Consider the following 24,405-nt stretch of genomic DNA (forward strand, 5'->3'; position numbering starts at 1 on the left):
GCGGCGCCACGATCTTCGACCGGAGCATTGCCGCCTGAACGCGGTCACATGCTCACGTCTGTCTGGAGATGCGCCATGCGCCACCTCATCAACGCCCTGCGCCACTGCGCCCTGATCGGGTCACTGGCCTTCAGCACCTCGGGAGCAGCAGCACCCATGTATCAAGTTCTGATCGGTAGCTACACCAGCGAAGACAACAGCAACGGCATTTATCGCATGCAGTTCGATGCCGAAAATGGCCAGATCGAACCGCAACCGCTGCAGGTGGTGCGGACCCCCAACCCGTCCTGGTTGCTGCCGGACCTGAACCGTAACCGGCTCTATGCAGTGAACGAGAACGGACCGGGCCATCCCGATCCGGTAGGCCGGGTCAGCGCCTTCATCATGTCGCCAACCAGCGGCAAGTTATCGGTCCTGGAGCAGCAGATCACCCTCGGTGATGAACCCACGCACCTGAGCCAGAGCCGCGACGGGCGCTATCTGTTCGTCTCCAACTACGGGTCGCACGCCAACCCGGGCGGAAGCCTCGCGGTGGTCCCGCTGGCCAGGGACGGGACCCTTCTGCCGGTCACCCAGATCGCGACCCACAAAGCCAGCGAAGTGCACCCGGAGCGCCAGCAATCGTCCCATGTGCACTCGGCAGTCTTATCACCTAACGGGAAGACCCTGTTCGTCAGCGACCTGGGCGCCGACAAGATATTCGTCTATCGCTACGACCCGTCCAACGCCGAGCGTCCATTGACTCCGGCCGATCCCGCCTTCATCAGCCTGCCGGCCGGCAGCGGCCCACGTCATCTGGTGTTCAGCCCGGACGGTCTGCAGGCCTACGCCACCCTGGAACTGAGCGCCCAGGTGGCGCGCTTCGATCATGTCGACGGCACCCTGGTGCAGCGCCAGCTGGTGGACCTGGCGGCGGGCGGCGATGCCAGCCAGCATTCACCGGGCGCGATCCATCCATCCCCGGATGGTCGCTTTCTCTACGTCAGCGATCGCGCGGAGACGAACCGCATCCTGGTATACGCCATCGAGGAAAACGCCAATCTGCGCGAGATCCAGCAGCGCGACAGCGAGGGCCGCGAGCCCCGCGAGTTCGCCATCGACCCGAGCGGCCAGTTCATGATCATCGCCAACCAGAAGAGCGATGCCCTGGTGGTACTGATGCGTGACCCTGACAGCGGCAAGCTGGGCGATACCGTGCAAACGCTGCCGATGGGGCGACCGTCGGATGTGAAATTCATCGATCGCAGCGGGCCTTAAGCAGGCCCGGCGCAGGATCGATCAGGAGAGCAGACTGACCACCGCGAAGCGGCTGATGGTCGCCTGGGCCACGACGGTCTGGGTGACCGCCGCGTAGCTGGAGGGGCTGCGCTGCATCAGGTTGAACACCGAGCGGGAGAAGTCCATGGCCCACTGTTTCTCATCGGCGTGGGCCTGGCGGGCAAGGAACTCGCGGATCTCCTGCTGGCGATTGCTCAGCTGCTCGCGCAGAGAGGTGACCTTGTCGAGCCCGGCCACCACCGAGTCAAGCAGGCGGCGCAGTTCACGGAAGGAATCGAGCTGCAGCTCTTCGGGGAAGCTCAGCAGCTGCTCGTCCTCGCTCTGGACCCGAACATATCGGCCCTTGTCGAACAGCTTGCCCTCGCCCTGCACCGCCAGCTGATCCTTGAGCTTCTGCCAATCGCCTTCGCGGGCGGAGAATTTCAGCTCGCCGTTCTGATCCAGTTCGGCCCGAATCCCTGCCTGGCCCAGACTGCCATTGAAACGGCGCAGGATTTGCTCGTCGCTCATCTCGTCGTCGAGCACCACGGCCACCGGCTCGGCCAGTTGGCGACCGCCGCTGAACAGCAGTGTCTCGCGGCCTGATTGGCGAATCTTTTCCAGCGACTCCAGCCCTTGCAGGCTGAAGCGGCTGCGGACCGGCTCGGTCAGTCGCAGTTTGAGGTTGGCGTCCAGAGAATTGCCGGAGCGTTTGCTGCGCTCTTTGAGCAACTCACCCACCTGCTGCACGGTCTGGCGAATGCTTTCCTCGCCGTTGGGCTGCGGCGAGCTGATCTGGCGACTGAGGTTGAGCTTGAGCTGCGACAGACGCGTCTGCAGGTCGCCCAGGTAGCTGTCAGCCGACTGCATCAAGGACAGTTGCTGATTGAGCTGCAGGCTGAAGCTGGTGTTCTTGCTGGGGGCCGTCTCGGTGTGCGGCGTGTCAACCGGCGCACCGGCACGCAGCGACGCAGGCGCATCCCGCAGCAGCGCCTCACGACGCTCCTGTGGGTTGATTGCGGAAACAGCGGGGAGCTGCTTGCCAATCTTCATTCACGCTACCTCGGTCAGAGCATGCCGAACAGCGACAGCCCGTTGATCTTCAAATAGGTTTTCTGAGTCGCCTGCAGCGACAGCTGATAGTTGTTCAGGTCGATGCTGGCCGTGGCGTAATCGAGTTGCGACAGCTCGCCGTCGATTTTCTGGTTCACCAGCGAGACATCCTCGTTGCTGCTCGACAGCAGGGTCAGGGTGTTCTGCCGCCCGCCCAACTCCGAGACCGCACCGAGCAGGTCGCCGTGAGTCTTGTCGAGGCTGTTGAGCGTAGCGGTGATTGATGCCTGTACCGCAGGATCATTGGCGTCCAGCGCCGGGTCGGCAAGCATTTTGCCCAGCGAGTTGAGGTCGTTGAGCATGCCGACGCCGCCACCGAAGACCTGCGCGGCGGTGACATTCTCCTCGACCAGTACGCCATTGGCGACTGCCGCCTGGCGGTATTGATCGTTGCCCGTCAGCCCGTAGCTCTGGGTGGCGGCATCGAAGGCGATGGCCGGCCGGTCGCTGAGGGTGCCGGAGAACAGGTAACGGCCTTCTTCGTCGCGCACGTTGGCGAAGCTGAGGATGGTCCGTTCCAGATTGCCCATCTCATTGGCAATGGCCGCCAGGTCTTCACTGGTGTTGCTGCCGTTGGCGGCCCACAACAGCAGGTCGCGCACGTTGAGCATGGTGTCCGACGCCGCCTTGAGGTTGGCCTCCTGCTTGGACAGGTTGCCGGACACGTTGGCGATGTTGGTGCGGTACTGGGTCAGTGTCGCTTCCTCGCGCTGGATGCGCAGCACGCGCACGGCGGAGATTGGGTCATCCGAGGGCATCAGCATGCGCTCGCCGGCGGCCATCTGCTGCATCAGCTTGCCGAGCTTCTCGGAGCTGGTGTTCATCGAGCCGTGCATCATGGCGGTGATCTGGGCGTTGGAGATGCGCATGGTGTCTTTCTCGTCAGTCGAACCGGCGGCTCAAAACATCGCCAGTACGGCGTTGAACAGATCGTTGGATGTGCTGATGACTTTCATGTTGGCTTGGTAGGCCTGCTCGTAGGCCATGAGGTTGACGGCCTCCTCGTCCAGGTTGACCGCACTGACGCTGTCGCGCTGGGCCTGAGCCTGCTCGGCTACCGTGGTCGCGGCGCGCAGATCCGCCTGGTTCTGCCGGCTGGCACTGGCAACGCGGCCAACCAGGCCGGCGTAGGCGTCGTTGAGCGGTACGGTGTTGCCGGCGACCGTGACACCCGCTGATTTGAGTTCAAGCAGGGTGAGCAGGGTCTTGTTGTTACCCACCTCGCCTGCCGTGCCGGAAAACGCCAGTTCCGAGGCGCCCAGCGTGTTGATCGCCAGCATCCCGCTGGTGCTGCCGGCGTTGTAGCTGAACAGGGGCTGGCCGGGATTACCGTTCAAATCGAAGCCACCGGCAAGGGCGTCGTTGACCATGGTCGCCACGGCCGAGGCCATGTCGTGCAAATCCTGCTGGGCCGGGCGCAGCGCGCCGTATTCCATGTCGTAGAGGCCGCCGAGCGAGCCGCCGATACCCTGCTGGTTGAGCGGAAAGGTGGTCTTGGCGAAGACCAGAGTCATCTCCTGCTCACCGGCCAGGTTGGTGTCGATCTTCAACTGCCCCGCCGTCGCACCGGCGACCAGCGGCTGACCGTTGGCCAGCGAGACGTCCAGGGTACCATCAGCGGCTTCCTGCACGCGGATGCCGGCGTATTGGCTAAGGTCCTTGACCAAGTTGTCGCGGTAATCGCGCAGGGTCGCGGTATCACGGCCCGAGGATTCCATCTCGCGGATCTGTGCGTTCAACTCGGCGATGTTGCCGGACAGCCCGTTGATTTCGCTGGTCATGGCCACGCGCTGGCCCTGCAGGGCGTTAAGCTGGGTGCCGATGTTGCTGTTCAGCCCGTTGAAGCGCTGCGCCAACTGCTTCGACTCGCCGATGATCTGCTGGCGCAGGGCTATGGATTCGGGGGTCGAACTGGCTTCGCTGAGGGCGGCGAAGAAGTTGTCCAGGCCCACACTGACGCTCGAACCTTCGCTGTCGATCAGGCCTTCGAGCGCGGTGAGGTACTGCTGGCTGGTATCGAAGTAGTTCTGGTCAGTCCTGGCGCGCCAGAGCTGCTGATTCTGGAAGTCATTGGACAGGCGTCGAATGCTGCCGACCTGCACCCCACCGCCGATGCTGACCGACGTCTGCCCACCCAGCGATTGCAGGTCAGGCCGCAGGCGGCTGAAGCCAGGCGTGTTGACGTTGGCGATGTTCTGCCCGGTCGCCGACAGGGCGATCTGCGAGGCGCGAACGCCGCTGTAGCCAATTTGACCAAGAATACTCACGACACGACTTCCTTCGACTCGATCCGGATCGGTTGCGCGAACGCCACGGAAAGGCGGGCGCCCGCGGTAACACTGCGCCCAGTAGAAAGAGCGACCGAATCGCTGACGGAATTAAGCGACGATGGCGCAACCGGTGGAACGGCCTGCAGCTGAGCACGCGGTTCGGCCTGCTGTGGCGAGGCGGCGCTCAGATCATTGAGGATGTTGCGGGTGTAGTTGCGAGTCTCCGCAAAGGGGATTTTCTGCACCCAGGCGCCGGTGCCGATCTCGCCCTTGCGCGGATCGCCATGGCTCTTCAGCCACTCGTCTACCCGGCCGGGGCCGGCGTTATAAGCAGCCAGCGCCAGGGCCTGATGGCCGTCGTAGCGGTCGAGCATCTTGTTCAGGTAGGCACTGCCGAGGCGCTTGTTGTACTCCGCATCGGTGGTCAGCCGCGCTTCACTGAAGGGCAAACCGAGCTCGGCTGCCATGTCCCGTGCGGTGCCGGGCATCAGCTGCATCAGGCCGCGCGCGCCCTTGGGCGAGACGGCGGCGATGTTGCCGCTGGACTCGTGCTTGATCACGCTGTCTACCAGCGACTTGAAGCCAGCCTTGCCGCTTTCCCAGGCGCTGTCGAGCACATCGACGCCGCGCTGCCAGGTGCCACGCAGCGCATGCAGGCCGCCGCTTTGCAAACCACTGCCAGCGTGGCCGGCCAATGATGTTGGCGCCGGTGCGCCGCCAGCTTCACCGCCCAACTGCTGCACGAGCATGTCGGCGATCCCTGTCTGGCGTTTGCCAGCCAGAGTGTCAGCGAGGACTTCATCATAGAAGTCGCGCATGGTGTCCAGTTCGCGGCTGCGCATGGGGTTGCCAGCACCGAGCACGTCGCCGGCCTTGCGCATCTGCTTGAGGATCTGCTGGAGGAACATCGCCTCGAACTGCTCGGCGACGACTTCCAGCTGCTGGCGCCGCGCCGCAGTCGGACCTTCGGCTCGGCTGCGCAAGGTGTTGAGATGCTGGGGCAGGGATACGATGCTCATCCGACAAAAACCTATTCAAATCTGCTGCGCGTCAGGCCTGCTTCATCAGAAGCAGGCGCTTGTTACATCACGATCAATTCAGCGTTCAGCGCACCAGCACGCTCAAGCGACTGCAGAATGCTCATCACATCGTCGGGCGTGGCGCCGAGACTGTTGATGGTGCTGATGATGCTTTCCAGGCTTGCGCCTTCGGGCCACTTGAACATGGCGTTGCTTTCCTGGCTGACCGCCACGTCAGATTGCGGCGTGACAACGGTTTCGCCACCAGCAAACGCGTTGGGCTGGCTGACCTGCGGATTCTCGCTGATGGTTACCGTCAGGCTGCCGTGTGCGACCGCTGCGGCTTTAACCCGTACACCCTCGCCGACCACCACAGTGCCGGTGCGGCTGTTGAAGACCACTTTCGGCCGGGTGCGGCCCTCTTCAACTTCCAGCCGTTCGAGCATGGCCATGAAGCTCATGCGCTGAGTGCTGGTGAGCGGCGCACGGATCGACACCTTGGTGGCATTGAGCGCCGTGGCGGTGCCGGGACCAAAGTAAGCATCTACGGCATCGACCACGCGGGTGACGGTCTGAAAGCTTGGCTGGCGGACGTTGAGCATTACCTCCGGGCGTTCGGTGAAGTCGCTGGGGATCATCCGCTCGACTGTCGCACCGTTGGGTATCAAGCCGCTATTGGAGACGTTGATGGCGACCTTCGAGCCGTCGGCGCCTTCGGCAGTGACACCACCGACGATGACCGCGCCTTGAGCCAGCGCGTAGATTTCACCGTCGACGCCCTGCAGCGGCGTCATCAGCAGCTGACCGCCGCGCAGGCTTTTGGCGTCCCCCAGGGAAGCGACCGTGACGTCTACCGTCTGGCCAGCACTATAGGACGGCGGCACCGTCGCCGTGATGGTCACCGCAGCGACGTTCTTCAATTTCGGGTCGACGTTAGGGGGCAGGTTTACGCCGAACTGCTTGATCATGTTCGCCACCGATTGGCTGGTGAACTTGACCCCGTTCTTGTCACCCGTGCCGTCGAGGCCGACGACCAGACCGTAGCCGATCAGCTGGTTGCCGCGGATGCCTTCGACATCCACCAGATCCATCAACGGCACGGCCTGCGCTGGCAGCTGCCACAACGCGACGGCGGCGAGGAACAGTTTGAGGGATCGTATCGAGCTAATCATCTGAAGGGTTACCACTTAAAGAGGGAACAGCGGCGAGGTGAAGAAGCGCGTCAGCCAGCCGGCCGAGTTGCTGTCGTTGAGCACGCCGCGCCCTGCATAGGAAATCTTTGCGTTGGCGACGCTCTGCGAGGACACCTGGTTGTAGCGGTTGATGTCGTCGATACGCACCAGCCCGGTCAGGCGGATGTATTCATCGCCCTGATTCAGCCGCAGGGCCTTTTCGCCCTTGACCAGCAGGGTGCCGTTGGGCAATACACGGTGGACGCTGACGGCAATGGAGCCGCGCAAGGTGTTCTGCTGCGAGCTCTTGGCCGAGCCTTTGAAGTCGCGTTCGGCACCGGCCGAGGTGGCAACGTCCGGATAGGCCTTGCCGAGTACCGTGGGCACATCGATGCCGATGCTCGATTCCTTGCCGAAACTGGTTCCGGCGCTCTTGCTCGACTGAGTCGATTCATCGAGCACCACTGTGAGGATGTCGCCCACCCGCACGGCACGCCTGTCGCTGATCAGCGAACCGGTAAAGCCGGAGCGAAACAGACCGCCGCCAGTGGTCGGCGGGAGGCTGTAATCCAACTCCAGCGGCTCGTACTCGGTCGAGGACTCTTCCGGCAGCATTTCGTTGAAGCTGGCGCAGCCACCGAGAAGCAGCAGCGCGGCGAGCAGAATGGGCGTACGCATCATGATTCTCAAACGGTCTGGTTGAGGAACTGCTGCATGCCGCTGGCGGCATCGAGCACCTTGGCGTTGGCCTCGTACGCACGCTGAATGGCGATCATCGCCACCATGGCCTCGACCACTTGCACGTTGGACCCTTCCAGTACGCCCTGCTTGAGCTGTCCGAGGCCTTCTTCGCCCGGTACACCTTCCACCGCTTCGCCGCTGGCAACGCTTTCGCGATAGAGGTTGCCGCCCAGGGCTTCCAGGCCGCCGGGGTTGGTGAAGTTGACCAGCGTGATCTGACCCAGCTCGGACGGCAGGGTGTCGCCTGGCAGGACGGCGGTAACGATGCCGTCTGCGCCGACGGTGAACCCGGTGCTGCCCTGCGGTACTTCGATGGCCGGCGCGAGCGGCAGGCCTTGAGCGTTAACCATCACCCCTTCGGCGTTGAGCTGGAACTGGCCGTTCTCGGTGTAGAGGATGTCACCGTTGGGCGCCTCGACTTGGAAGAAACCGCGGCCGACGATCGCCAGGTCCATCGGCTGGCCGGTGGTCTGGATGCTGCCCTCGGTGAACACCTTCTGCGTGCCAGCAACACGAACGCCGCTGCCCAGCTGGATGCCCGACGGCACGGTGTTGATCTCGTCGGCCTGAGCACCCGGCTGCTTTTCGATGCTGTAGAACAGATCCTCGAAGACTGCGCGGTCGCTCTTGAAGCCGTTGGTGTTGACGTTGGCCAGGTTGTTGGCGACGGTCGCCATGGCGGTGTCTTGTGCAGCCAGGCCGGTCTTGCTGACCCAAAGTGCGGAATTCATGCGTTATCTCCCGATCAGCTGCCGCGGATCATTCGGTTGCCGGCGTCGGAGAGGTCCTCGGCGGCTTTCATCATCTTTACCTGGGTTTCGAACAGGCGGTTGAGGCTCATGGTCGAAGCCAGCTCGTCGATCGCCGAGACGTTGCTCGACTCGAGAAAGCCGCTGGCCAGACGCACGTTCTCGCTGGGCGCAGCGGGCTGGCCGTTGCGCGTAACCAAGAGGCCGGCCTCGTTCTTCATCAGGTCCGCAGCCGGTACGTCGACCAGACGAATACGGTCGACCTCGGCCATCATCCAGTCGCCCGGCGCCATGATCGAGACGGTGCCATCGTTGCCTATCTCGACGCGGTCGTGCTCGGGAAGCTCGATCGGCCCGCCCTCGCCCATCACAGCGCGACCGTTGAGGGTCAGGCGCCCTTCTGCATCGATCTGCATGCTGCCCTGGCGTGTATAGGCCTCGCCTTCGCCGTCCTGCAGGACGATCAGGCCGGTGCCCTTGACGGCAAAATCCAGCGCCCGGCCAGTGGCGACCATCGGGCCGGCGGCCAGACTGACGCCGTTGTTCTCGACCACCGCCATGTGCCGGCTGTCGTAGCCGTAACCTTCTACCGCGACGGCCTGAGCGCGTTCGAGGTCTGCACGAAAGCCCGGAGTATTGACGTTGGCGAGGTTGTTGGAGCGCACCTGCAGCGACATCATCGTGCGGCTGGCGGCGGTCATTGCCGTGTATCCCAAACGATCCATGGATCAGCCTCAGAGCGCGTTGAACAAGGTCTGGGTCAGCTCCTTGTTGGTGGAAATGACCTTGGTGTTGGCCTGGTAGTTACGCTGGCCTTCCATCAAGCCCACCAGCTGCTGGGTAAGGTCGACGTTGGAGCTTTCCAGCGCGCCGCTGGCCAGGTTGCCGTACTGACCGACGCCCGGCGCACCGAGGATGGCCGCGCCGGATGCGGCGGTTTCGGTCCAGGCGGTGCCGCTGATGTTCTTCAAACCCTCGGCATTGACGAAAGTGGCCAGCACCACTTGCCCCTGGAGCAGTCGCTCACCGTTGGAGTAGCTGGCGTAGACCTTGCCGTCCTTCTCGACGCTCATGCCGGTCTGCTCGCCAGCCGAATAGCCGGTGGCGCGGTTGCTGGTCACGCTGAACTCGGAGCCGTACTGGCTGGTGCCGCTGTAGTCCAGTTCGATGGCCAGCGGGTCGACGCCACCTGCCAGGGCAGCATTGATCGCGACCTTGCCAATGGGCGCGGAAAGCGTACCCGCGCCGTCGAAGGTCAGCGCCTGCGTACCGCTGGCTGTGCCGTCGATGTAGTAGTGGGCGTTCCAGCTGTTGTCCGCCGTCTTGACGAAATACTGGGTCAGGGTGTGCTCCTTGCCCTGGGAGTCGTACAGCTTGGTGGTGTAGGTAGAGTTGTAGCTGTCGGCGACCAGCGGATCGAACGCCACCGCTGGTACGTCTTTATTGGCGTCGAGGTTGGCGACGAAGCTCAGTGCGTCGGTCGCCTTGGCGGGCAGTCCGCCAGCCTTGAGTTGCAGATCGCCGACGGTGCCGGTCTGCAGGTTGCCCGTGGCATCGGCCGGATAGCCTTGCAAGCGCTGGCCAACGTTGTTGGTCAGGTAGCTGTCCTTATCGGTGCCGAACACGCCCGCTCGGGTGTAGGACACGTCGCCGTTGCTGGCGCGGGTGACGAAGAAGCCGCCTCCGGAAATGGCCAGGTCCATGCTGCGGTTGGTGGTGGCCAGCGCACCACCCTGACTGATGCTCTGGCTGCTGCCAGTGACTTCGACACCCATCGCCTGGCTCTCGGCATAGAGGCTGCCGAAGTTCGCGCGCGAGGACTTGAAGCCCACGGTGCCGGCGTTGGCGATGTTGTTGCCGATGGTATTGAGTTGTTCATTGACGGCGGACAGGCCGGTCAGGGCAATGTTGAAGCTCATGGGCTGATCTCGATACTTAAAGGGAAATGAAGACTGGCGAGCCCTGGGGCTCAGCCGCCGAGCAGCCCGGCGTCGACCTGGGCAAATTCAAGGATGTTGTAGAACGGCACCGAACCGACGCCATTGACCTGGAGCACCGGGCCTTCGGCACTGACGCGCACGTTGGAGACCTGACCGGCGACTTCCACCTGTGGGAACTCGCCGTTTTCCGATTCGATGCTGACGCTGTATTTGCCGTCGCGCAGGCCGTGCTTGGCCGGATCGATCACGAAGGGCACCTTGCCAGCGGACTGCGCGCCCAGCTCGATGCGGGTCTGGGTGCCGTTGGAATCAGTCAGCACCACGGCGGTGCGGGGCGATGCATGGCTCAGATCGAAGCCGCCACTGACGGCCTGTCCACTGAGATCCAACGACTCCACCGCCACACTCACCTGTTGGCCAACCAGGCCAGCGGCGGTCAGGGTTTGCAGGTTGTCGGTCAGCACCAGGTTGTTCTGCGCCAGCGTCGCCAGGTTCTCCATGCTCTTTACCTGAGACATGGCCGAGAACTGGTTGAGAAATTCGGTGCTGTCGACCGGCTTGGTCGGGTCCTGATACTTGATCTGCGCGACCATCAGGCTGATGAAGTTATTCTCCATCTGCGTGGCATCGCTGACGTTCACGGCCTGCTTTGGCAAGTCGCTGGCATTGCTGCCGGAGAGACCGCTGCCCTGGAGATTATTGGTCACCGCCATCAGGATTCTCCCAACCGCAACAGGCTTTGCTGCATGCTTTTGACGCGGTTGAGCACCTCGACGCCGGTCTCGAAGCTGCGGGTGGCCGACATCATGTCGGTCATCTCTTCGATCTCGTTGATGTCGGGGTAAAAGACGTAGCCATCGCCATCCGCCAGAGGGTTGCCCGGCTCGTAACGGCGCTTGGGTTCCGCGCCGGAGGTCACCACATCCAACACCTGCACATGAGCACCGCCAAGGCCGACGCCACGGGTCAGGGAGTTGTTCTCGTATACAGCGGCGAACATCGGCTTGCGCGCCTGGTACACGTCGGCAGCGTTGTTGGCAGCCGAGTCGGTGTTGGCCAGGTTGCTCGCCACGGTATTCAGACGCACGGTCTGGGCATTCATCGCCGAGCCGGCGATGCGGTAGATAGAATCGAATGACATGGCTTAACGGCCCTCGATGGCTTGCTTCAAGCCACGAAATTTCATCGTTACGAAGGTCAGGCTGGTCTGAAAATCCATGGAGTTGCGCGAGAACTGCGCCTGCTCGGTCGACAGCTCGACGGTGTTGCCGTCCTGCGAGGCCTGCCCGGGCACACGGAACAGCAAACGCGGATCGGTCCCGGCCATGCTGGTGCGTGGCGAGGTGCCGCTATCGAGCCGCTGCATTTCCTTGCTGAAATCGATGTCCCGTGCCTGAAAGCCTGGGGTGTCTTCGTTGGCCAGGTTCGCCGCGAGAATTTCGCTGCGCTGCATGCGCAGACCGAGGGCGCGCTCGTGAACGCCCAGCGCTTCATCAATCCGTATACTCATTTGCCGATACCCTTTGCAGCCTGTGCAGGCAGAACCCAGCCCGCCGCTTTGCAGTCGTTTTGCAGAAAGCGTGCCGAACCTACAGATACGGATAACCCATTGATTTTCATGGCAAAAAAAGAGAACAGAGCAGAGCGCAGCGAGCATCTTTTTCCGCTTGGCGAGAAGCGGCCATGCGGAAGCGGAAAAGCGCCTTCCGCATGGTGGCTCGTCACCTTTCTCCTGATGGGTGTCATGCCCCAGGCGCAGGCGGACGCCACAACGCAGGTTCAGCAGGCCGTGGAAAACCACCTGCGGCTGATGCTTGAACAGCAGGCCACGCGTCAGGGCTGGCAAGGCATGCAACTGCGCTACGACATCAGCGTGCCGGCCAGCGCGGCCAATCTGCCGCGCTGCTCCGAAGCACTCCAGGTCCGGGCGACTGGCGAGGCGCCATCGGCCATGGAGCGGCAGAACCTGCAGCTTCGCTGCGTCGACACACCCGGCTGGTCGACGGACGCCACGGGTCAGGCCCATGTCTTCCTTCCAGCCGTCCACGCCGAAGGCATCATCGACCGCGGCCAGACCCTCACGGCCAAGGACCTCAAGCTGCTGCGCATCAACATCGCCAAGGCCCGGCGCGGCTACTACAACCGCATCGAAGATGTGGTCGGCCTGGCGGCCAAACGCCGCATCCGCGCCGGCCAGACCATCACCCCGGTCCTGCTTGAACAAGCCATGGCGGTCAAACGCGGCCAGCCGGTGAAAATCGTCGCCAACAACGAGGGCATAGAAGCCTCCACCTCCGGCGAAGCCCTGGCCGACGGCCAGCCCGGCGACGTCATCCGCGTGCGCAACGTGGGCAGCGGCAAGGTGATCGACGCGAAGGTGCTTGAGCAGGGTGTGGTGACCAGTACGTTTTAGTCTCCGCCGCAGCCTGCCGCGGCAGTGGGTGCATACCCGCAATCCGGGCGAAACGACGCGGTGGCGATGGGGCTAATCCAACAGACCTACCGACCAAACCGACACCACGCCCGGCGCCACATACACCTGAGAAAAAATTTGACGCCAGGATTTAAACCTTTGCGCAGTGCTGTCGCCCTTCCCTTTTAGCAGGCAGTCAAGCCAGCTCCTAACAGCCCAACGCAAAAAGGATCATTTTCATGGCACTGTCCATTCACACTAACTACTCCGCGCTGACCACCAACACGGCCCTGAACAAGTCGAACAGCTCCCTGGCTACCAACCAGCAGCGCCTGGGCACCGGCCTGCGCATCAACTCCGCCGCCGATGACGCCGCCGGCCTGCAGATCGCGACCCGCCTGAACGCTCAAAGCCGCGGTATGAGCGTCGCCATGCGTAACGTGGGCGATGCCACCTCCATGCTGCAGACCGCAGAAGGCGCGTTCAGCGAAGTCACCGACATCCTGCAGCGCATGAAGGATCTGTCGACCCAGGCCGCGAACGACACCAACGGCACCTCCGACCGTACCTCGCTAAAATCCGAGTACGACGAGCTGGGCAAAGAACTGGTCAACATCGTCAGCAACACCAAGTACGCCGGTGAAGCGCTGTTCGCAGCGGGTGGCAAATTCTCCGCAGCGGTCAACTTCCAGATCGGCGCCTCCGCCGCCGAGAAGCTGACGATGGACGTATCGGCTGCGATGGGCCTGCTGCGCACTGAGCTGACCGCTACCGTTCAAGCAGGCACCATGGACACGGCGGCAAACGCCGGCACCACGATAACCACCGTGGAAACCGCGCTGAACAACGTCGGTACGATGCGTGCCAAGTTCGGCGCCAACATTAACCGTCTGAACCACACCAGCAACAACCTAGCGAACATGAAGGACAACACTGAAATGGCCAAGGGCCGAATCATGGACGCCGACTTCGCCATCGAAAGCGCCAACATGAGCAAGAACTCCATGCTGATGCAGTCGGGAATTTCCATGCTCAAGCAAGCCGGCCAGATGCCAGGCATGGTTATGGGCCTGCTGGGCTAAGCCATCCGCCCTCGTGGCGAGCCTTCGAATGGCTCGCCACACCGCGCTTTTACGAGCTGAACGCTTGCTAATCAGAAGGATTTAGACCATGGCACTGTCCATTCACACCAACTACTCTGCCCTGACCACCAACACTGCTCTAAATAAGTCGAACAGTTCGTTAGCTACCAACCAGCAGCGCCTGGGCACCGGCCTGCGGATCAACTCGGCAGCCGATGATGCTGCTGGTTTGCAGATCGCGACCCGGCTGAACGCCCAGAGTCGCGGCATGGGTGTCGCGATGCGCAACACTGGCGATGCCACTTCAATGCTGCAAACTGCTGAAGGCGCCTTCAGCGAAATGACCGACATTACCCAGCGCATGAAAGACCTGGCGACTCAGGCCGCCAACGGCACTAACGGCGTCGCTGACCTCAAGTCGATCCAGTCCGAATACGATGAGCTCGGCAAGGAATTGCTGAATATCTTTAAGAACACCAAGTACGCCGGTGAAGGCTTGTTTAGTGATGGCGCAACCAATACCGGCGCCACAGGCAAGTTCGGTCTGACCGCTGGCGTAACCTTCCAGATCGGTTCCAGCGCCAGCGAAACAATGGTCGTTAATGTCTCGACCAAACTCGGAACGCTCGCGACGAATCTAGGTCTGGCATCGGACATCTTCACGGGCAACGGCGCTGACGCGACGCTGGTCGGGGATGACATCGCAGCCATTACCGCTGGAACACCCGACACTGCGGTCAATAACGCTAACGGCACCATCACCAAGCTAGACACTGTGCTCAATTCGCTCGGTGAGGTGCGCGCGCAGTTCGGTTCGAGCATCAATCGCCTGAACCACGTCAACAACAACCTGGCTAACATGAAAGACAACACCGAAATGGCCAAAGGCCGGATCATGGATGCCGACTTCGCCATTGAAAGCGCCAACATGAGCAAGAACTCCATGCTCATGCAGTCGGGCATCTCCATGCTCAAGCAAGCTGGTCAGATGCCTGGCATGGTCATGGGTCTGCTGGGCTAAGCGGCGACTCACTCCACAGCCGTTCGCCATTAGCGACTTAAAAGCCCCGACCCGTCGGGGCTTTTGCGTTTCTCAACTTGGGGAAATGACTTAACCGACAAACGGTACCCTTCCCGTCCGATCGGCCCCTTCACTAGATATTGCGATGCCAGACGGCTTCGGGCCGCAGCAAGAGCTATATGTGGGACAAAGTGAAATCAGAAGCACGACTTAGGGACGTCCGTTCAGCGGTTTCTTGATCTGACCGGCTTGTATCAACAAAAAAACGGCGCCAATATGCCGCCGCTCAGTTTTACCAGATGGTCTGCTGATTACCTCTGTCGCAATACAACTTCTGGCGCTCATGACACAACTTCAGACTCCTGACACTGAACTCCCTTCCTGTCGCATGCTGGACACGGGTCGAGAGAGTTGCACGGCACGCTTCGATCGCAAGCTGTACCAGCTTGCCATTCGCCAAGACGGAAACGAGGAAACGCTCGATCTCGGCTTCTCCGGCAGCCGCGTGCTGGAGCGCCTGCTAGAAATACCGGGCAAAGTCGTTTCTCGCGAAGAGCTTATGGCCCACGCATGGGAGGGCAGGGTCGTAGGCCAGGGTAGTCTGAACCAGCAAATCTACATGCTGCGCCAGGCTCTATTCGATAGTCGCAATCAGATCATCCAGACACTCCCGCGTCGCGGTTATTTGTTTAACCCGCAGTACCTGATAGGTGAACAGGCCGAGCCTACAAACAACGCAACGGATGCTTCTGCGCCAGAACTAGCCGAGCCTTTGCTATTCGAGCTCCGCCCCAGCGTCTTGACGATGAAGGAGCAGCCAATCTCAGCGCGTCGCCGACCGTCTTGGCAAACGTTGGGGCTGGCCGGATCAGGCATGATGATGTTGCTAGGCCTGGCAGCGCTTGGTTTTAGGTTGGTCAGCCCATCAATGCCGTCGTTTACTCATACGGTAGATGTCGGTGTGCTTGATGTGCTCTATGTGGAAGAAAGCCAGCGGCTGCTCGACACGCTCATTAATGAAACACGGCATCTGGTCGATACCATGGCCGATATGAGTGCTGAACCGGCCCGCCTGATTGTCAATATGTCTCCAGGGTTCTACGAAGTCCGTTGTTTGCAGAATGATGGCCAGGTCAATTGGCTCAAAGTCCATAAATCGCAAATCCAGACTATACCCAGCGACCACTTGGAAGAATGTCTGCAATGAACAACCAGAACGAAACAGGCGCAATTGGCAAAAGCGTGCTACTGGTCATGGCACCTGCTGCTTTGCTGCTTTGGGCCTTTGTAGCGATGGGTACATCTACAGATGCATCATTGCGATACGACGGTCGCTACAGCTCTAGCGGCCATGTGCTTCTCAGTGACGGATCATCGATAAAAGTCAGCCAGAGTTTGGTTTTCAGAAAGGGTCGTTTCTATTCGATGACCCACAACGCACCAGCCATCGTAGAGACTTCCGGTCGGCTGGAAACAGATTTAATGGGACGGGCGACCCTCGTTGTGGAAGATGGTCAGGTGCATGGCCTCGGGCCGCAGAGCCAGTTGGACGAAGAACTGATGTTCAACATGTTTTACGGCTCCCACAAGGGTGCGCGCATCACCCTGGAGCGGGTTGGGGCCTGCTTATACGGTGTCGAGACTCGCCAGGTTTATTGCGCCGACAACCACCTTGACCGCAGCTAGGCGCCATGCCGGAATTACCGGGCGCCCTTTCGGGCATATGTCGCATGAATCAGCCAGGCTGGCTTCCTATCCCATTCAAGACAACGCCTTACCTGTTGCAGCCGCTTCCTCCCTTCTGCGCGGCTCCCTTAAGGGAGCAAGCTGACTTCTGCGCAAGCGGTGGGCTCTCGACGCCCTGGAAGCGCGACATCATCGCTTGCGCTCAGATGTCACACCTACCAAGCTGGCCACCAGATCCTTAGTTAGCGGCCGCTCCGCTATAGCTCGCCCCGCTTTCAGAGAAGCGCACCTTGCCGTAGCTGTCGCCGAACAGTTCCTTGTACAGCGCTTCGGCTGAGGCGGTGAGCAAGAGGATCTCCACGCGGCGGTTAGCGCCGCTCTGTGGGTCCTCGGGGTGCAACGGCATGACGTCCGCCTGGGCCGTTACCTGCAGCACCGAGCCTTCGCCCAGACCTGAGTCAACCAGTGCATTGCGCGCGCGCAAGGCGCGATCACCGGACAGGTTCCAGTTGTTGTAGCCGTTGTTCTGCCGATACGGCGTGGCGTCGGTATGGCCGCTGATGATCAGTTTGTTATCCACCTTCGCCAGCACGCCCGCCAACACACCCAGTAGCTTCTGGAAATGCGGATTGAGCGTCGCACTACCGCGTTGGAACATGAAGCGCTGCTGGTCGTCCTTGATGAGGATGCGCAGCCCCTGCGGGACCACGTCGACCTCCAGGTTAGCCAGGGCATCGACTTCGCTGGCGACCTCACGCATCAGCTCGGCAAGTTTTTTCAGCTCTTCGGTCGAGCCATAGCTACGGCTGCCATCCCGATCGCTTTTCACATCCTTATGGTCGGCTTCATCGGCCCGCGGGGGCCGCACCGGCACCCCGTCGAGTTCCAGCGGCGAGGTGCTGGTGCCGTCGAAGATACCGGCACCACCGTCGACCAGCGGGTTGCTTTCCATCTCGCCAAAGGACGGGTTGGTCTGATTCATCTGCGGCTGGATGATCCACAGCACCATGAACAGCGCCATCATCGCCAGGGTGAAGTCGGCAAAGGCCACCTTCCAGGCACCACCATGCTCGTCGCCGTGACCCTTTTTGCCACGACGCTTGATGATGATCTCGTGGTCGCCGCCGCCTTTGTTCTTGTCCCGGCTCCTCATGCGGCGTCCCTTTCTTCCTCATACTGGGTCACCCATTTTTCCAGCTGGCGGAAAGCAGGCTTCACATCCTGCTCAATCAGCTTGCGGCCAGCGTCGACCGCCAGCAATGTGGGCTTGCCGGCCACGTGAGCGACAAGGGTAGTACGAACGCATTCGAGCGCGGAGAGCTCGGTCTTGATCCGCTGGCTCATGGCATTGGAGAGCGGGTCCATCAGGCAGTAACAGAAGAAGATGCCGAGGAAGGTTCCCACCAGCGCTGCGGCCACGTGTGCACCGATTTCTGCGACGCTGCCACCGATGCTGCCCATTGTGATGATGATGCCCATGATCGCCGCAAGAATGCCGAAGCCGGGCATGGCTTCACCGATTTTGTGCAGGGAACGCGCCGGCTGCAGCAGCGCGTGCTCCATGGCTTCGAGCTCCTGCTCGAGGAAGCCTTCCAGCTCGTGCGCGGTGATCTTGCCCATCGCCATCAGACGGAAGTTGTCAGCAATAAAGGCCATCAGGTTCTTTTCCTGAAGGATCAGCGGGTAGCGAACGAATAGATCGCTCTGCTCCGGCTCCTCGATGTGCGAATCGAGCACCTTGAGACCGCCTACGTCGACCATTTCCAGCAGTTCATAGAGCAGCATCAGCAATTGTCGCTGAAATTCTTCACCGCGGCGCTTGTAGGCAAAAACGTCCTTGATCTGATGCAGCATCTCGATAAGCACTTCCTTGGGATTGCCCACGACCAGACTGCCAAGCGCGGCACCGAGGATGATGACCACCTCGGCCGGCTGCCAGAGCATGCGCATGTCGCCATGCGCCATGGCGTAGCCGCCAAGGACGCAGCCGATAATGATGAAGGCGCCTAATACTTTCTGCATGACTACTGACTTCTCTCGGTTAAAAAGCGACAGGCCTTGCCGATCGCCTGTTTGCTCAGCTGACAGACCCGGGCATCGCTGACTTCCAGCACCAGGGCAATTTCCTTCAGGCTCAGTTCGTGCTGGTAGTACAGCGTCAGTACCAGCCGCTCACGCTCATCCAGCCGTGCCAGGGCCTGGGCCAGCACTCGCTCCTTGATCAGACGTTCCTCGAACAACTCGGTGGTATCCGGAAAATATTCGTGACCGCTCTGCAACAGCTCATCAAGGCTTTCGATGGCCTCTGATGAATCAGCACAGAGAAATGCCTGGTATTCCTTTTCATCGAGGCCGGTGTGGGCCTTGATTTCCTCATCGCTGGGTTCATGGCCCAGCTGACGTGACAGGTCGCGAATCGCATCCCGCACCTTGTGTGCCTGCTGCCGGACCTGGCGAGGGCGCCAGTCCTGACGACGGAGCTCATCGAGAATCGCGCCGCGAATACGCAGGGACGCAAACTTACCGAAGCCTTCGTCCGGCTCGCCGTAACGACGCAAGCCTTCAAGCAGCCCCATCATGCCGATCTGTTCCATGTCCTCACGGTCGAGCACCTGGTTGGCCTGCAGGGACAGCTGCCGGACGATGCGCTTGACCAGCGGCAGGTACTGCATCAGCCAGCGCTGTTCGACCGCCGGTGCGAACACCGAGGGGCCGGCCGGCGTGGCGCCGTAGTAGACGATGGGGCAAGTGGCACTCATGGCGCGGCCTTTACTGCACGATCAGCTTGTTGACCAGCACGTGCTTGAAGGGCACTGCTGCATTCTTGGCGGCAAAATCGGCGAACAGGGCCGTTTCCAGACGCTCCTGCAACTCACCGATCTTCAGCCCACGCAATTCATCGAACGGGAGGGACGACAGGTAGCCCACCACCGAATTACGCACGATGGGTTCGGCCTGCTCGAATTTCGGCGGCTCGTCCGATGCGTCCGCCTGCAGCGCCAGATCGAGCACGAAGTAGTGCTCTTGGCCGTCGCCGCGCACGCTGACGATGACTTTCTGCACCGGGAAGAACACGTATTCCGATGGCTCGACCGGTTCGGCCTCTGCCACTTCTTCCGAGTTGGCGCCTTCCAGGCCGGGCTTGAGCAGCCAGTAACTGGCGCCAACGCCACCGGCAACCGTCAGGACGTTGAGCAACAGCATCAGCAGGACAATACGGGACGTTGACATAACTCACTCACAAATGACTGATTGAATTGAAACGGGTCAAACCGTTACCAGGACGTCCCGGGCGCGGCCGCTTTCACGTTGCTGTTCCTGCTCCTGCGGCCGGGCCGCCAGAGGTGCCTCTTCCCCTGCAAGCACAGGCCGTTGACGCGGCTGGCCCTGCTGACCGCCGCCGTCGGCGCCGACCTGCACGTTGACCTGGACGAAGTGCTGGCCCACCAGTTCCTGGCGCAGACGGTCGCTGGTCTGCTGCAGCAGGCGCGCCACATCGGTGTTCGCGGCAGACAGATGCACATTGAGCCGTCCCGACTCGTGGCTGAGCAGGATTTCCATGCTGCCCAGCTCCGGCGGGTCGAGGCGGATGGTGGCGCTCTGAATCTTTTGCTGGATTTGCAGATCCACGTTCTCGCGCAGGACGTGCAACATCTGCTCGCCCCATTTGGCTTCTGGCGCCTGCAATTTCAGCGCGCGATCAGCCGACTGCAGCGGTGCGGCTTGCGCGCGCTCGGCCGCTATGTTCAGCGGCTCGCCGGGTTCAAGTGACTCAACAGCGTCCAGAACCGAATCCAGCGCGGCGTTTTGCATGGGGTCCAGCGGCGTGGCCGCGACGCCAGCAGGTTGAGCAGTGCCCATATCTCCCGCGAGCTTGGACATGGCCGCCACCAGTTGGCTGACTTCAACAGGGCCGCGCTGGCTCCTGGTGCTCATCAAGGTGACCAGCGGATCGGCCGGAGCGGCCTCTACCACGGCCTGGGTAACCTGAGCCTGACCCGGCAATACGATCAACACATCATCGGCGGCGGACGTGACGGAGTCCGGCAACGCCTGCGGCACCGGGGCGGGCGCGTTGCCCACTTGTGCAGCGTCGCGCGCCTGGATCGCTGCAAGTTGCTGATCCAGCATGCCCAGCAGCCATTGTTCAGGCGTCAACTCCTGGGGTGTTTCGCTGCCCTGACTGTCATTACCGCCAGCCGGGATCGGCTGGCCCGGCTCAACAACCAACACGGGCAGAGCACCTTGCAGCGATGGGTCGGTAAGTTCCGAAGGCAGATCCTTGTCCGCGGTCGACGCCAGCAGCATGCGCTCACCAAAGCCGCGCATGGCATCGCCTGCCATAGCCCGGCCGGCTGTGGGCTGCCCACCCTGGCTCGCACGAGCGGCCACCGGCAGCGCGGATTCCCCACTTGCCGCAGCGGCACGCGTTGCTGAAATCGACTGGATCATCATCCCCTGTCTCCGGCTTGGAACATGTCAATGCGCTGGTAGGCGGCACGCCCTTCGGCGTACTCGAGGTGGTTCAACAACAGCAGGCGCAGGCGTTCGCACTCGTCGGCGCAAGCTTGCAGCCCTTCCCCGTGAAGCTGCTTGAGGCGGTTCTTAGCGGCCTGCGTCGGCTCGTCCAGTTCAAGCCGCCCGGCCAGTGTCTCGAGGCACTGACGGATCGCCGCGTCAACCGTGGCGACAGCGGTCCAGTCATCGCTCTGCAACGCAGCCTGCAATTCGCCGTGCAGCGCCATCAGGCGCTCGCTGTCACTTACGGGCGGCACTGACGCCCTCCCAGCCCTCGCGGAGAATCCCGAGCAGGTTGATCACTTCGTCCAGCCCTTCCAGCGACAGCGACACGCTGACGTCCGAAAGCCGGTAGATGCAGTATTCGTAGAGACGCGCCAGCCCCTGAACCACCTCACCACCGCCCTCTTCATCGAGGGCACCATTAAGGCCGTTGAGGATGTTCATGCACTTTTCCAGCGATATGCCTTTCTGCTGGTAACGCTTGTGTTCGATGTGGCCGCGGGCACGGGCCAGCTCGTCCAGCAGGCCGTCCATCAGCAACAGCACCAGTTCGTATGGCGAAGCCGACGCTGCACGCGCTTCGAGGTCTACCGAGCGGTAGCTGTCATAGCTGTCGTTAGGGTGATAGCTGTTCATGAGAACAATCCGTTAGCTTGCGATGGGGTTGGCATCGAGAACATCCCGCTGGTCTGCTCCATGCTCTGCATGGTCTGCATCATGGTGGTGAACTGCCGGAGGTAGCGGCTGTAATGGGTGTCGTACTGCTGCTGGAGCGTCTCGAACTGCTCGTCGATGCGGCGCAGGCTCATGTCCAGCGTGTCCATGCGGTTTTTCAGCAGGCCGTTGGTGCTGCTGGTGTAGCTCGCGACGGTCTTGTCCATGCTGTCGAGCAGCTTGTCCGTACCGGTGAACAGCTCCTCGAATCCCGCAGGATCGTTGGCGACAGCGGCTTCGAAGCGCTTGGCGTCGATCGTCAGCTTGCCGTTACGGTCTGCACTGATACCGAACTCGATCAGGCTTTTGCCACCAAAGTCGGAACGCAGCAGGCTGTTGAGGCGGCTCTCGATGGAGCGCACGCTGGAGTCGCCCGCCAGGGCGCCACGCTTGTCACTGTCGCTGCCGCTGGCGGTCAGCGAATCGAAACTGGTCATCAGGGCATTGAAGGCATCGATGAAGGTCTGCGCCTTGGCCTGGGTCCCGGCCTTGTCCTGACCCACCGTGACAGTCAAGGGTGTGTCAGTCGCCGTATGGGTCTTGCTCACGGTCAGGCTGACGCCATCGATGACATCGGTGAACGTGTTGCTGGCGCTGGTCAGCTCGATGCCGCCAGCGCCGTAGCTACCACCCAGACGAATCAAGGCGTCCTGCGCGGTGGATAGCTCAGTCGTGGTCGCAGCGGCATTTCCCGTCATGGAAAGACTGAAGGCATTGGCCGCGCCGGATTGCTCGCTCGTCACCACCAGGCTGACCGCACCGTCGCTGCGTACCAGCGTCGCTTGCACGCCAAGACCCGCATCGTTGATCGCTGTGGCGGCATCGCTCAGCGTGGCGTACTTGCTCAGGTCGAAGGCCTGGGCGTTCAGCGTCAGGGTGCCGCTCAGACTGCCATCCGCCAAGCCTTGTACAGCGACCTGCTGTTTGCTCGCCAGACGCTCAACGAAGAAGTCATAGGTGCCGGCTTTTGCGGTGGTGCCCACGGTAGCGGTGGCGTAACCCTCCTGACTGAAGGTCGCGCTGTTGGTCAGCATGCTCGATGTGCTGCTGTTGAGCTTGGTCATGGCCGACTTGAAGGTACTCATCGACGTGCGCAACGCGCTCAACGCATCGCGCTGCGCCTTGTAGCGGGCTTCGTTGCGGTTAAGCCGATCCAACGAAGACTGAACCTCGTAGGTCGCCAACTGCGTCGACATCTGCTGTACGTAATCGGAATTTATAGCCATCACCATCCCCTCTTGAAACAGGTAGAGCAAGTTGGATGCCAGTTCTCGAATACCCGTATTGCGGGCGTTTCAGAGCCGGCCATGCAGAAAAAAGGCTTCCGCAACGCGACAAGACGAGGAAACGGGGAAGTACCGTTTCCGCCTCGGTCGGTGGCGGAACATCTGTCTATAAAGGCGACGTGAAAGGCGAGGGAGTGAAAGCGGCAACCGAAAAGGATTAATCCTTATCAGAGCGAGCGGCTTGACGATCGTGGGTCGCGCCCAAAAGCGCCCTGCAGTGGATTGAGCTGTGGAAGGCTTGGGCTCGAGGCGAGCCTTTTGACCTGATGGCGCTCGCAGACTTTGATAGCCAGCAAGCTGGCTCCTACGAAAGGCGATACGTGCAGGTTGGGTGCGTCACGACAGACAGCCGCCGCCGCGATAGCGCGCTCCTGTAGGAGCCAGCTTGATGGCGATCAGCGGACTAGAGGAAACCTCGACCGCCACTGGACGTAAGACGGGTTAGCTTTTCCATCCAACGTTTCGCTTTAAAACACGCTGCATGATTTATCCCGCTATGGGGCCAGCGCGACGTGCTCTGCTCACGGGAAGGCGCTGAGATGTCACGTTGCGCCTCAGTAGGCCTGCGGCGAGTAAAGCCGGGCGTCCTGCCCACCGGCGAGCAGTTGCTGAAGGATGTCGTGGTGCATGGCGAGCAGCTTGCCGTTGTGCTCGTTGAACTGCTGGCACTGCACAGCAAGATCTCCGACCTGCTCCCAATGTCGCTGAAGGGATTCACCGCGCTCACCCGTGCAGCTGGACAGCAGGCGGCGCATGCCCACGCCCGAGGTTTCCAGACGGAACGCCGCCAGCACCTTGCTGCGGCGCTGGGCGCGTGAGGCAATGGCTTCGACACGAACGGTAATCTGCAGGTTGATGCGGTCGATTTCCGGCACATCGCGTTCGAGCAGACGACCGTAAAGCTCCTGCATCAGCTCGCGCAAGGCGAGGTAGTCACCGTAATCCTGCTGCAGGTCGTCATCGACGACGGCCAGCAGCTTTTCGCGCTGGCTCACGCATCGTTCCCGCGGTGATAGCTGAGCATGCTGCTGGCCAGCTCACCCACGTCAGTGGAGATCTCGCCGCGCTGCAGGGCTTGCTTGATGGCCGCGACGCGGTCCAGATCGACCTCGGGCATGGCGCGCAGGGCATCATGCATCTGCTCCAGCGGCAGGCTAGCGGCCGGGCGCGCGGCAGGTTGGGCGGTGGGACGAGCGCTGGCCGGACGCGCCGCGGCGGTCTCGGAGGGCATTGCAATGGCGGGCTTGAACTGCCGGCTGATTTCCATGATTTCGTTCCAACTCAGTGGTTACTGCCTAACAAGCGACCGCTCGGGCGGTTTACTTAAATCTTTTTTGCAATCGGACGGACGAGTGGCGCCGTTAGCGCCGTGCGGCGCCCGGGCCACCATGATCGCTCGCAAGCTGGCTCCTACGATGCAC

At 61.6% G+C, this 24,405-nt stretch carries 29 protein-coding genes; 6 read left to right on the top strand and 23 right to left on the bottom strand.

The features are described from left to right. Positions 1–75 precede the first annotated feature (75 nt). Positions 76–1,257 (top strand): lactonase family protein, encoded by a 1,182-nt coding sequence (locus AC4LFW_RS17435; protein WP_491820685.1) that lies wholly within the window; start codon positions 76–78, stop codon positions 1,255–1,257. A 21-nt stretch (positions 1,258–1,278) separates the two neighbouring features. Here AC4LFW_RS17435 and AC4LFW_RS17440 read toward each other — a convergent pair whose 3' ends face one another. The 13 genes from AC4LFW_RS17440 to AC4LFW_RS17500 all read right to left on the bottom strand — a co-directional run bounded on the left by AC4LFW_RS17440 (position 1,279) and on the right by AC4LFW_RS17500 (position 11,986). Further along, positions 1,279–2,310, bottom strand: a complete 1,032-nt coding sequence (locus AC4LFW_RS17440; RefSeq protein ID WP_491820687.1) for a hypothetical protein — start codon at positions 2,308–2,310, stop codon at positions 1,279–1,281. Positions 2,311–2,324: 14 nt separating this feature from the next. Further along, positions 2,325–3,239 carry a flagellar hook-associated protein FlgL gene (flgL, locus tag AC4LFW_RS17445; protein ID WP_491820689.1) on the bottom strand — a complete coding sequence of 305 codons (915 nt, stop codon included), beginning with the start codon at positions 3,237–3,239 and terminating at the stop codon, positions 2,325–2,327. Positions 3,240–3,269: 30 nt separating this feature from the next. Further along, on the bottom strand, positions 3,270–4,637 hold the full coding sequence (gene flgK, locus AC4LFW_RS17450; protein ID WP_491820691.1) for a flagellar hook-associated protein FlgK: 1,368 nt from the start codon (positions 4,635–4,637) through the stop codon (positions 3,270–3,272). Beyond that, entirely contained in the window at positions 4,634–5,659 is a 1,026-nt protein-coding gene (locus AC4LFW_RS17455) for a lytic transglycosylase domain-containing protein (protein WP_491820693.1), read from the bottom strand. Before AC4LFW_RS17455 ends, flgK begins: the two co-directional genes overlap by 4 nt. Before the next feature lie 62 nt (positions 5,660–5,721). After that, the gene (locus tag AC4LFW_RS17460; protein ID WP_491820695.1) at positions 5,722–6,831 is read right to left on the bottom strand and encodes a flagellar basal body P-ring protein FlgI; all 1,110 of its coding nucleotides are present in this window, start codon (positions 6,829–6,831) and stop codon (positions 5,722–5,724) included. A 15-nt stretch (positions 6,832–6,846) separates the two neighbouring features. Further along, the gene (gene flgH / locus AC4LFW_RS17465; RefSeq protein WP_491820697.1) at positions 6,847–7,509 is read right to left on the bottom strand and encodes a flagellar basal body L-ring protein FlgH; all 663 of its coding nucleotides are present in this window, start codon (positions 7,507–7,509) and stop codon (positions 6,847–6,849) included. A gap of 8 nt (positions 7,510–7,517) precedes the next feature. Further along, positions 7,518–8,303: a flagellar basal-body rod protein FlgG gene (gene flgG, locus AC4LFW_RS17470; RefSeq protein WP_491820699.1), complete on the bottom strand. Its 786-nt coding sequence runs from the start codon at positions 8,301–8,303 to the stop codon at positions 7,518–7,520. Positions 8,304–8,317: 14 nt separating this feature from the next. Further along, positions 8,318–9,046, bottom strand: a complete 729-nt coding sequence (gene flgF / locus AC4LFW_RS17475) for a flagellar basal-body rod protein FlgF (protein WP_491820701.1) — start codon at positions 9,044–9,046, stop codon at positions 8,318–8,320. 9 nt (positions 9,047–9,055) lie between these two features. Then, the gene (gene flgE, locus AC4LFW_RS17480) at positions 9,056–10,240 is read right to left on the bottom strand and encodes a flagellar hook protein FlgE (protein WP_491820703.1); all 1,185 of its coding nucleotides are present in this window, start codon (positions 10,238–10,240) and stop codon (positions 9,056–9,058) included. A 50-nt stretch (positions 10,241–10,290) separates the two neighbouring features. Beyond that, positions 10,291–10,974, bottom strand: a complete 684-nt coding sequence (locus tag AC4LFW_RS17485; protein WP_491820705.1) for a flagellar hook capping FlgD N-terminal domain-containing protein — start codon at positions 10,972–10,974, stop codon at positions 10,291–10,293. Next, a complete protein-coding gene (gene flgC, locus AC4LFW_RS17490; protein ID WP_407294247.1) occupies positions 10,974–11,402 on the bottom strand; it encodes a flagellar basal body rod protein FlgC in 429 nt (142 codons plus the stop codon). The genes AC4LFW_RS17485 and flgC overlap by 1 nt, the downstream gene beginning before the upstream one ends. 3 nt (positions 11,403–11,405) lie before the next feature. Then, positions 11,406–11,771 carry a flagellar basal body rod protein FlgB gene (gene flgB / locus AC4LFW_RS17495; RefSeq protein ID WP_491820708.1) on the bottom strand — a complete coding sequence of 122 codons (366 nt, stop codon included), beginning with the start codon at positions 11,769–11,771 and terminating at the stop codon, positions 11,406–11,408. Continuing rightward, on the bottom strand, positions 11,768–11,986 hold the full coding sequence (locus tag AC4LFW_RS17500) for a hypothetical protein (protein WP_491820710.1): 219 nt from the start codon (positions 11,984–11,986) through the stop codon (positions 11,768–11,770). The genes flgB and AC4LFW_RS17500 overlap by 4 nt, the downstream gene beginning before the upstream one ends. A gap of 19 nt (positions 11,987–12,005) precedes the next feature. On the opposite strand from AC4LFW_RS17500, the gene flgA reads away from it, so the two are divergent. The 5 genes from flgA (at position 12,006) to AC4LFW_RS17525 (ending at position 16,463) form a co-directional block, all read left to right on the top strand. Next, positions 12,006–12,674 (top strand): flagellar basal body P-ring formation chaperone FlgA, encoded by a 669-nt coding sequence (flgA, locus tag AC4LFW_RS17505; protein ID WP_491820712.1) that lies wholly within the window; start codon positions 12,006–12,008, stop codon positions 12,672–12,674. A 239-nt stretch (positions 12,675–12,913) separates the two neighbouring features. Continuing rightward, positions 12,914–13,756, top strand: coding sequence for a lateral flagellin LafA (gene lafA / locus AC4LFW_RS17510; RefSeq protein WP_491820714.1), 843 nt, complete (start codon positions 12,914–12,916; stop codon positions 13,754–13,756). 88 nt (positions 13,757–13,844) lie between these two features. After that, positions 13,845–14,777 carry a flagellin N-terminal helical domain-containing protein gene (locus tag AC4LFW_RS17515; protein WP_491820716.1) on the top strand — a complete coding sequence of 311 codons (933 nt, stop codon included), beginning with the start codon at positions 13,845–13,847 and terminating at the stop codon, positions 14,775–14,777. Positions 14,778–15,120: 343 nt separating this feature from the next. Further along, on the top strand, positions 15,121–15,984 hold the full coding sequence (locus AC4LFW_RS17520) for a winged helix-turn-helix domain-containing protein (RefSeq protein ID WP_491820717.1): 864 nt from the start codon (positions 15,121–15,123) through the stop codon (positions 15,982–15,984). Continuing rightward, complete coding sequence (locus AC4LFW_RS17525) at positions 15,981–16,463, top strand: hypothetical protein (protein WP_491820719.1); 483 nt, start codon at positions 15,981–15,983, stop codon at positions 16,461–16,463. Before AC4LFW_RS17520 ends, AC4LFW_RS17525 begins: the two co-directional genes overlap by 4 nt. Before the next feature lie 238 nt (positions 16,464–16,701). Here AC4LFW_RS17525 and AC4LFW_RS17530 read toward each other — a convergent pair whose 3' ends face one another. The 10 genes from AC4LFW_RS17530 to flgM form a co-directional block, all read right to left on the bottom strand. After that, positions 16,702–17,616 (bottom strand): OmpA family protein, encoded by a 915-nt coding sequence (locus AC4LFW_RS17530; protein WP_491820720.1) that lies wholly within the window; start codon positions 17,614–17,616, stop codon positions 16,702–16,704. Beyond that, positions 17,613–18,485, bottom strand: coding sequence for a flagellar motor stator protein MotA (motA, locus tag AC4LFW_RS17535; protein ID WP_491820722.1), 873 nt, complete (start codon positions 18,483–18,485; stop codon positions 17,613–17,615). Before motA ends, AC4LFW_RS17530 begins: the two co-directional genes overlap by 4 nt. A gap of 2 nt (positions 18,486–18,487) precedes the next feature. Further along, positions 18,488–19,222: a FliA/WhiG family RNA polymerase sigma factor gene (locus AC4LFW_RS17540; RefSeq protein WP_491820724.1), complete on the bottom strand. Its 735-nt coding sequence runs from the start codon at positions 19,220–19,222 to the stop codon at positions 18,488–18,490. A 10-nt stretch (positions 19,223–19,232) separates the two neighbouring features. Continuing rightward, positions 19,233–19,694, bottom strand: coding sequence for a flagellar basal body-associated FliL family protein (locus AC4LFW_RS17545; protein WP_491820726.1), 462 nt, complete (start codon positions 19,692–19,694; stop codon positions 19,233–19,235). Between the two features lie 36 nt (positions 19,695–19,730). After that, on the bottom strand, positions 19,731–20,918 hold the full coding sequence (locus AC4LFW_RS17550) for a flagellar hook-length control protein FliK (RefSeq protein ID WP_491820728.1): 1,188 nt from the start codon (positions 20,916–20,918) through the stop codon (positions 19,731–19,733). Next, complete coding sequence (locus AC4LFW_RS17555; RefSeq protein WP_491820729.1) at positions 20,915–21,238, bottom strand: hypothetical protein; 324 nt, start codon at positions 21,236–21,238, stop codon at positions 20,915–20,917. The genes AC4LFW_RS17550 and AC4LFW_RS17555 overlap by 4 nt, the downstream gene beginning before the upstream one ends. Continuing rightward, positions 21,222–21,620: a flagellar export chaperone FliS gene (gene fliS, locus AC4LFW_RS17560; protein WP_491820731.1), complete on the bottom strand. Its 399-nt coding sequence runs from the start codon at positions 21,618–21,620 to the stop codon at positions 21,222–21,224. Before fliS ends, AC4LFW_RS17555 begins: the two co-directional genes overlap by 17 nt. Continuing rightward, positions 21,617–22,924, bottom strand: coding sequence for a flagellar filament capping protein FliD (gene fliD, locus AC4LFW_RS17565; RefSeq protein ID WP_491820732.1), 1,308 nt, complete (start codon positions 22,922–22,924; stop codon positions 21,617–21,619). Before fliD ends, fliS begins: the two co-directional genes overlap by 4 nt. Positions 22,925–23,538: 614 nt before the next feature. Then, the gene (flgN, locus tag AC4LFW_RS17570) at positions 23,539–23,979 is read right to left on the bottom strand and encodes a flagellar export chaperone FlgN (protein WP_491820734.1); all 441 of its coding nucleotides are present in this window, start codon (positions 23,977–23,979) and stop codon (positions 23,539–23,541) included. Further along, positions 23,976–24,251: a flagellar biosynthesis anti-sigma factor FlgM gene (gene flgM / locus AC4LFW_RS17575; protein ID WP_491820736.1), complete on the bottom strand. Its 276-nt coding sequence runs from the start codon at positions 24,249–24,251 to the stop codon at positions 23,976–23,978. Before flgM ends, flgN begins: the two co-directional genes overlap by 4 nt. Between the last annotated feature and the right edge of the window lie 154 nt (positions 24,252–24,405).

The organism is Stutzerimonas sp. C6.4V (genome assembly GCF_058536345.1).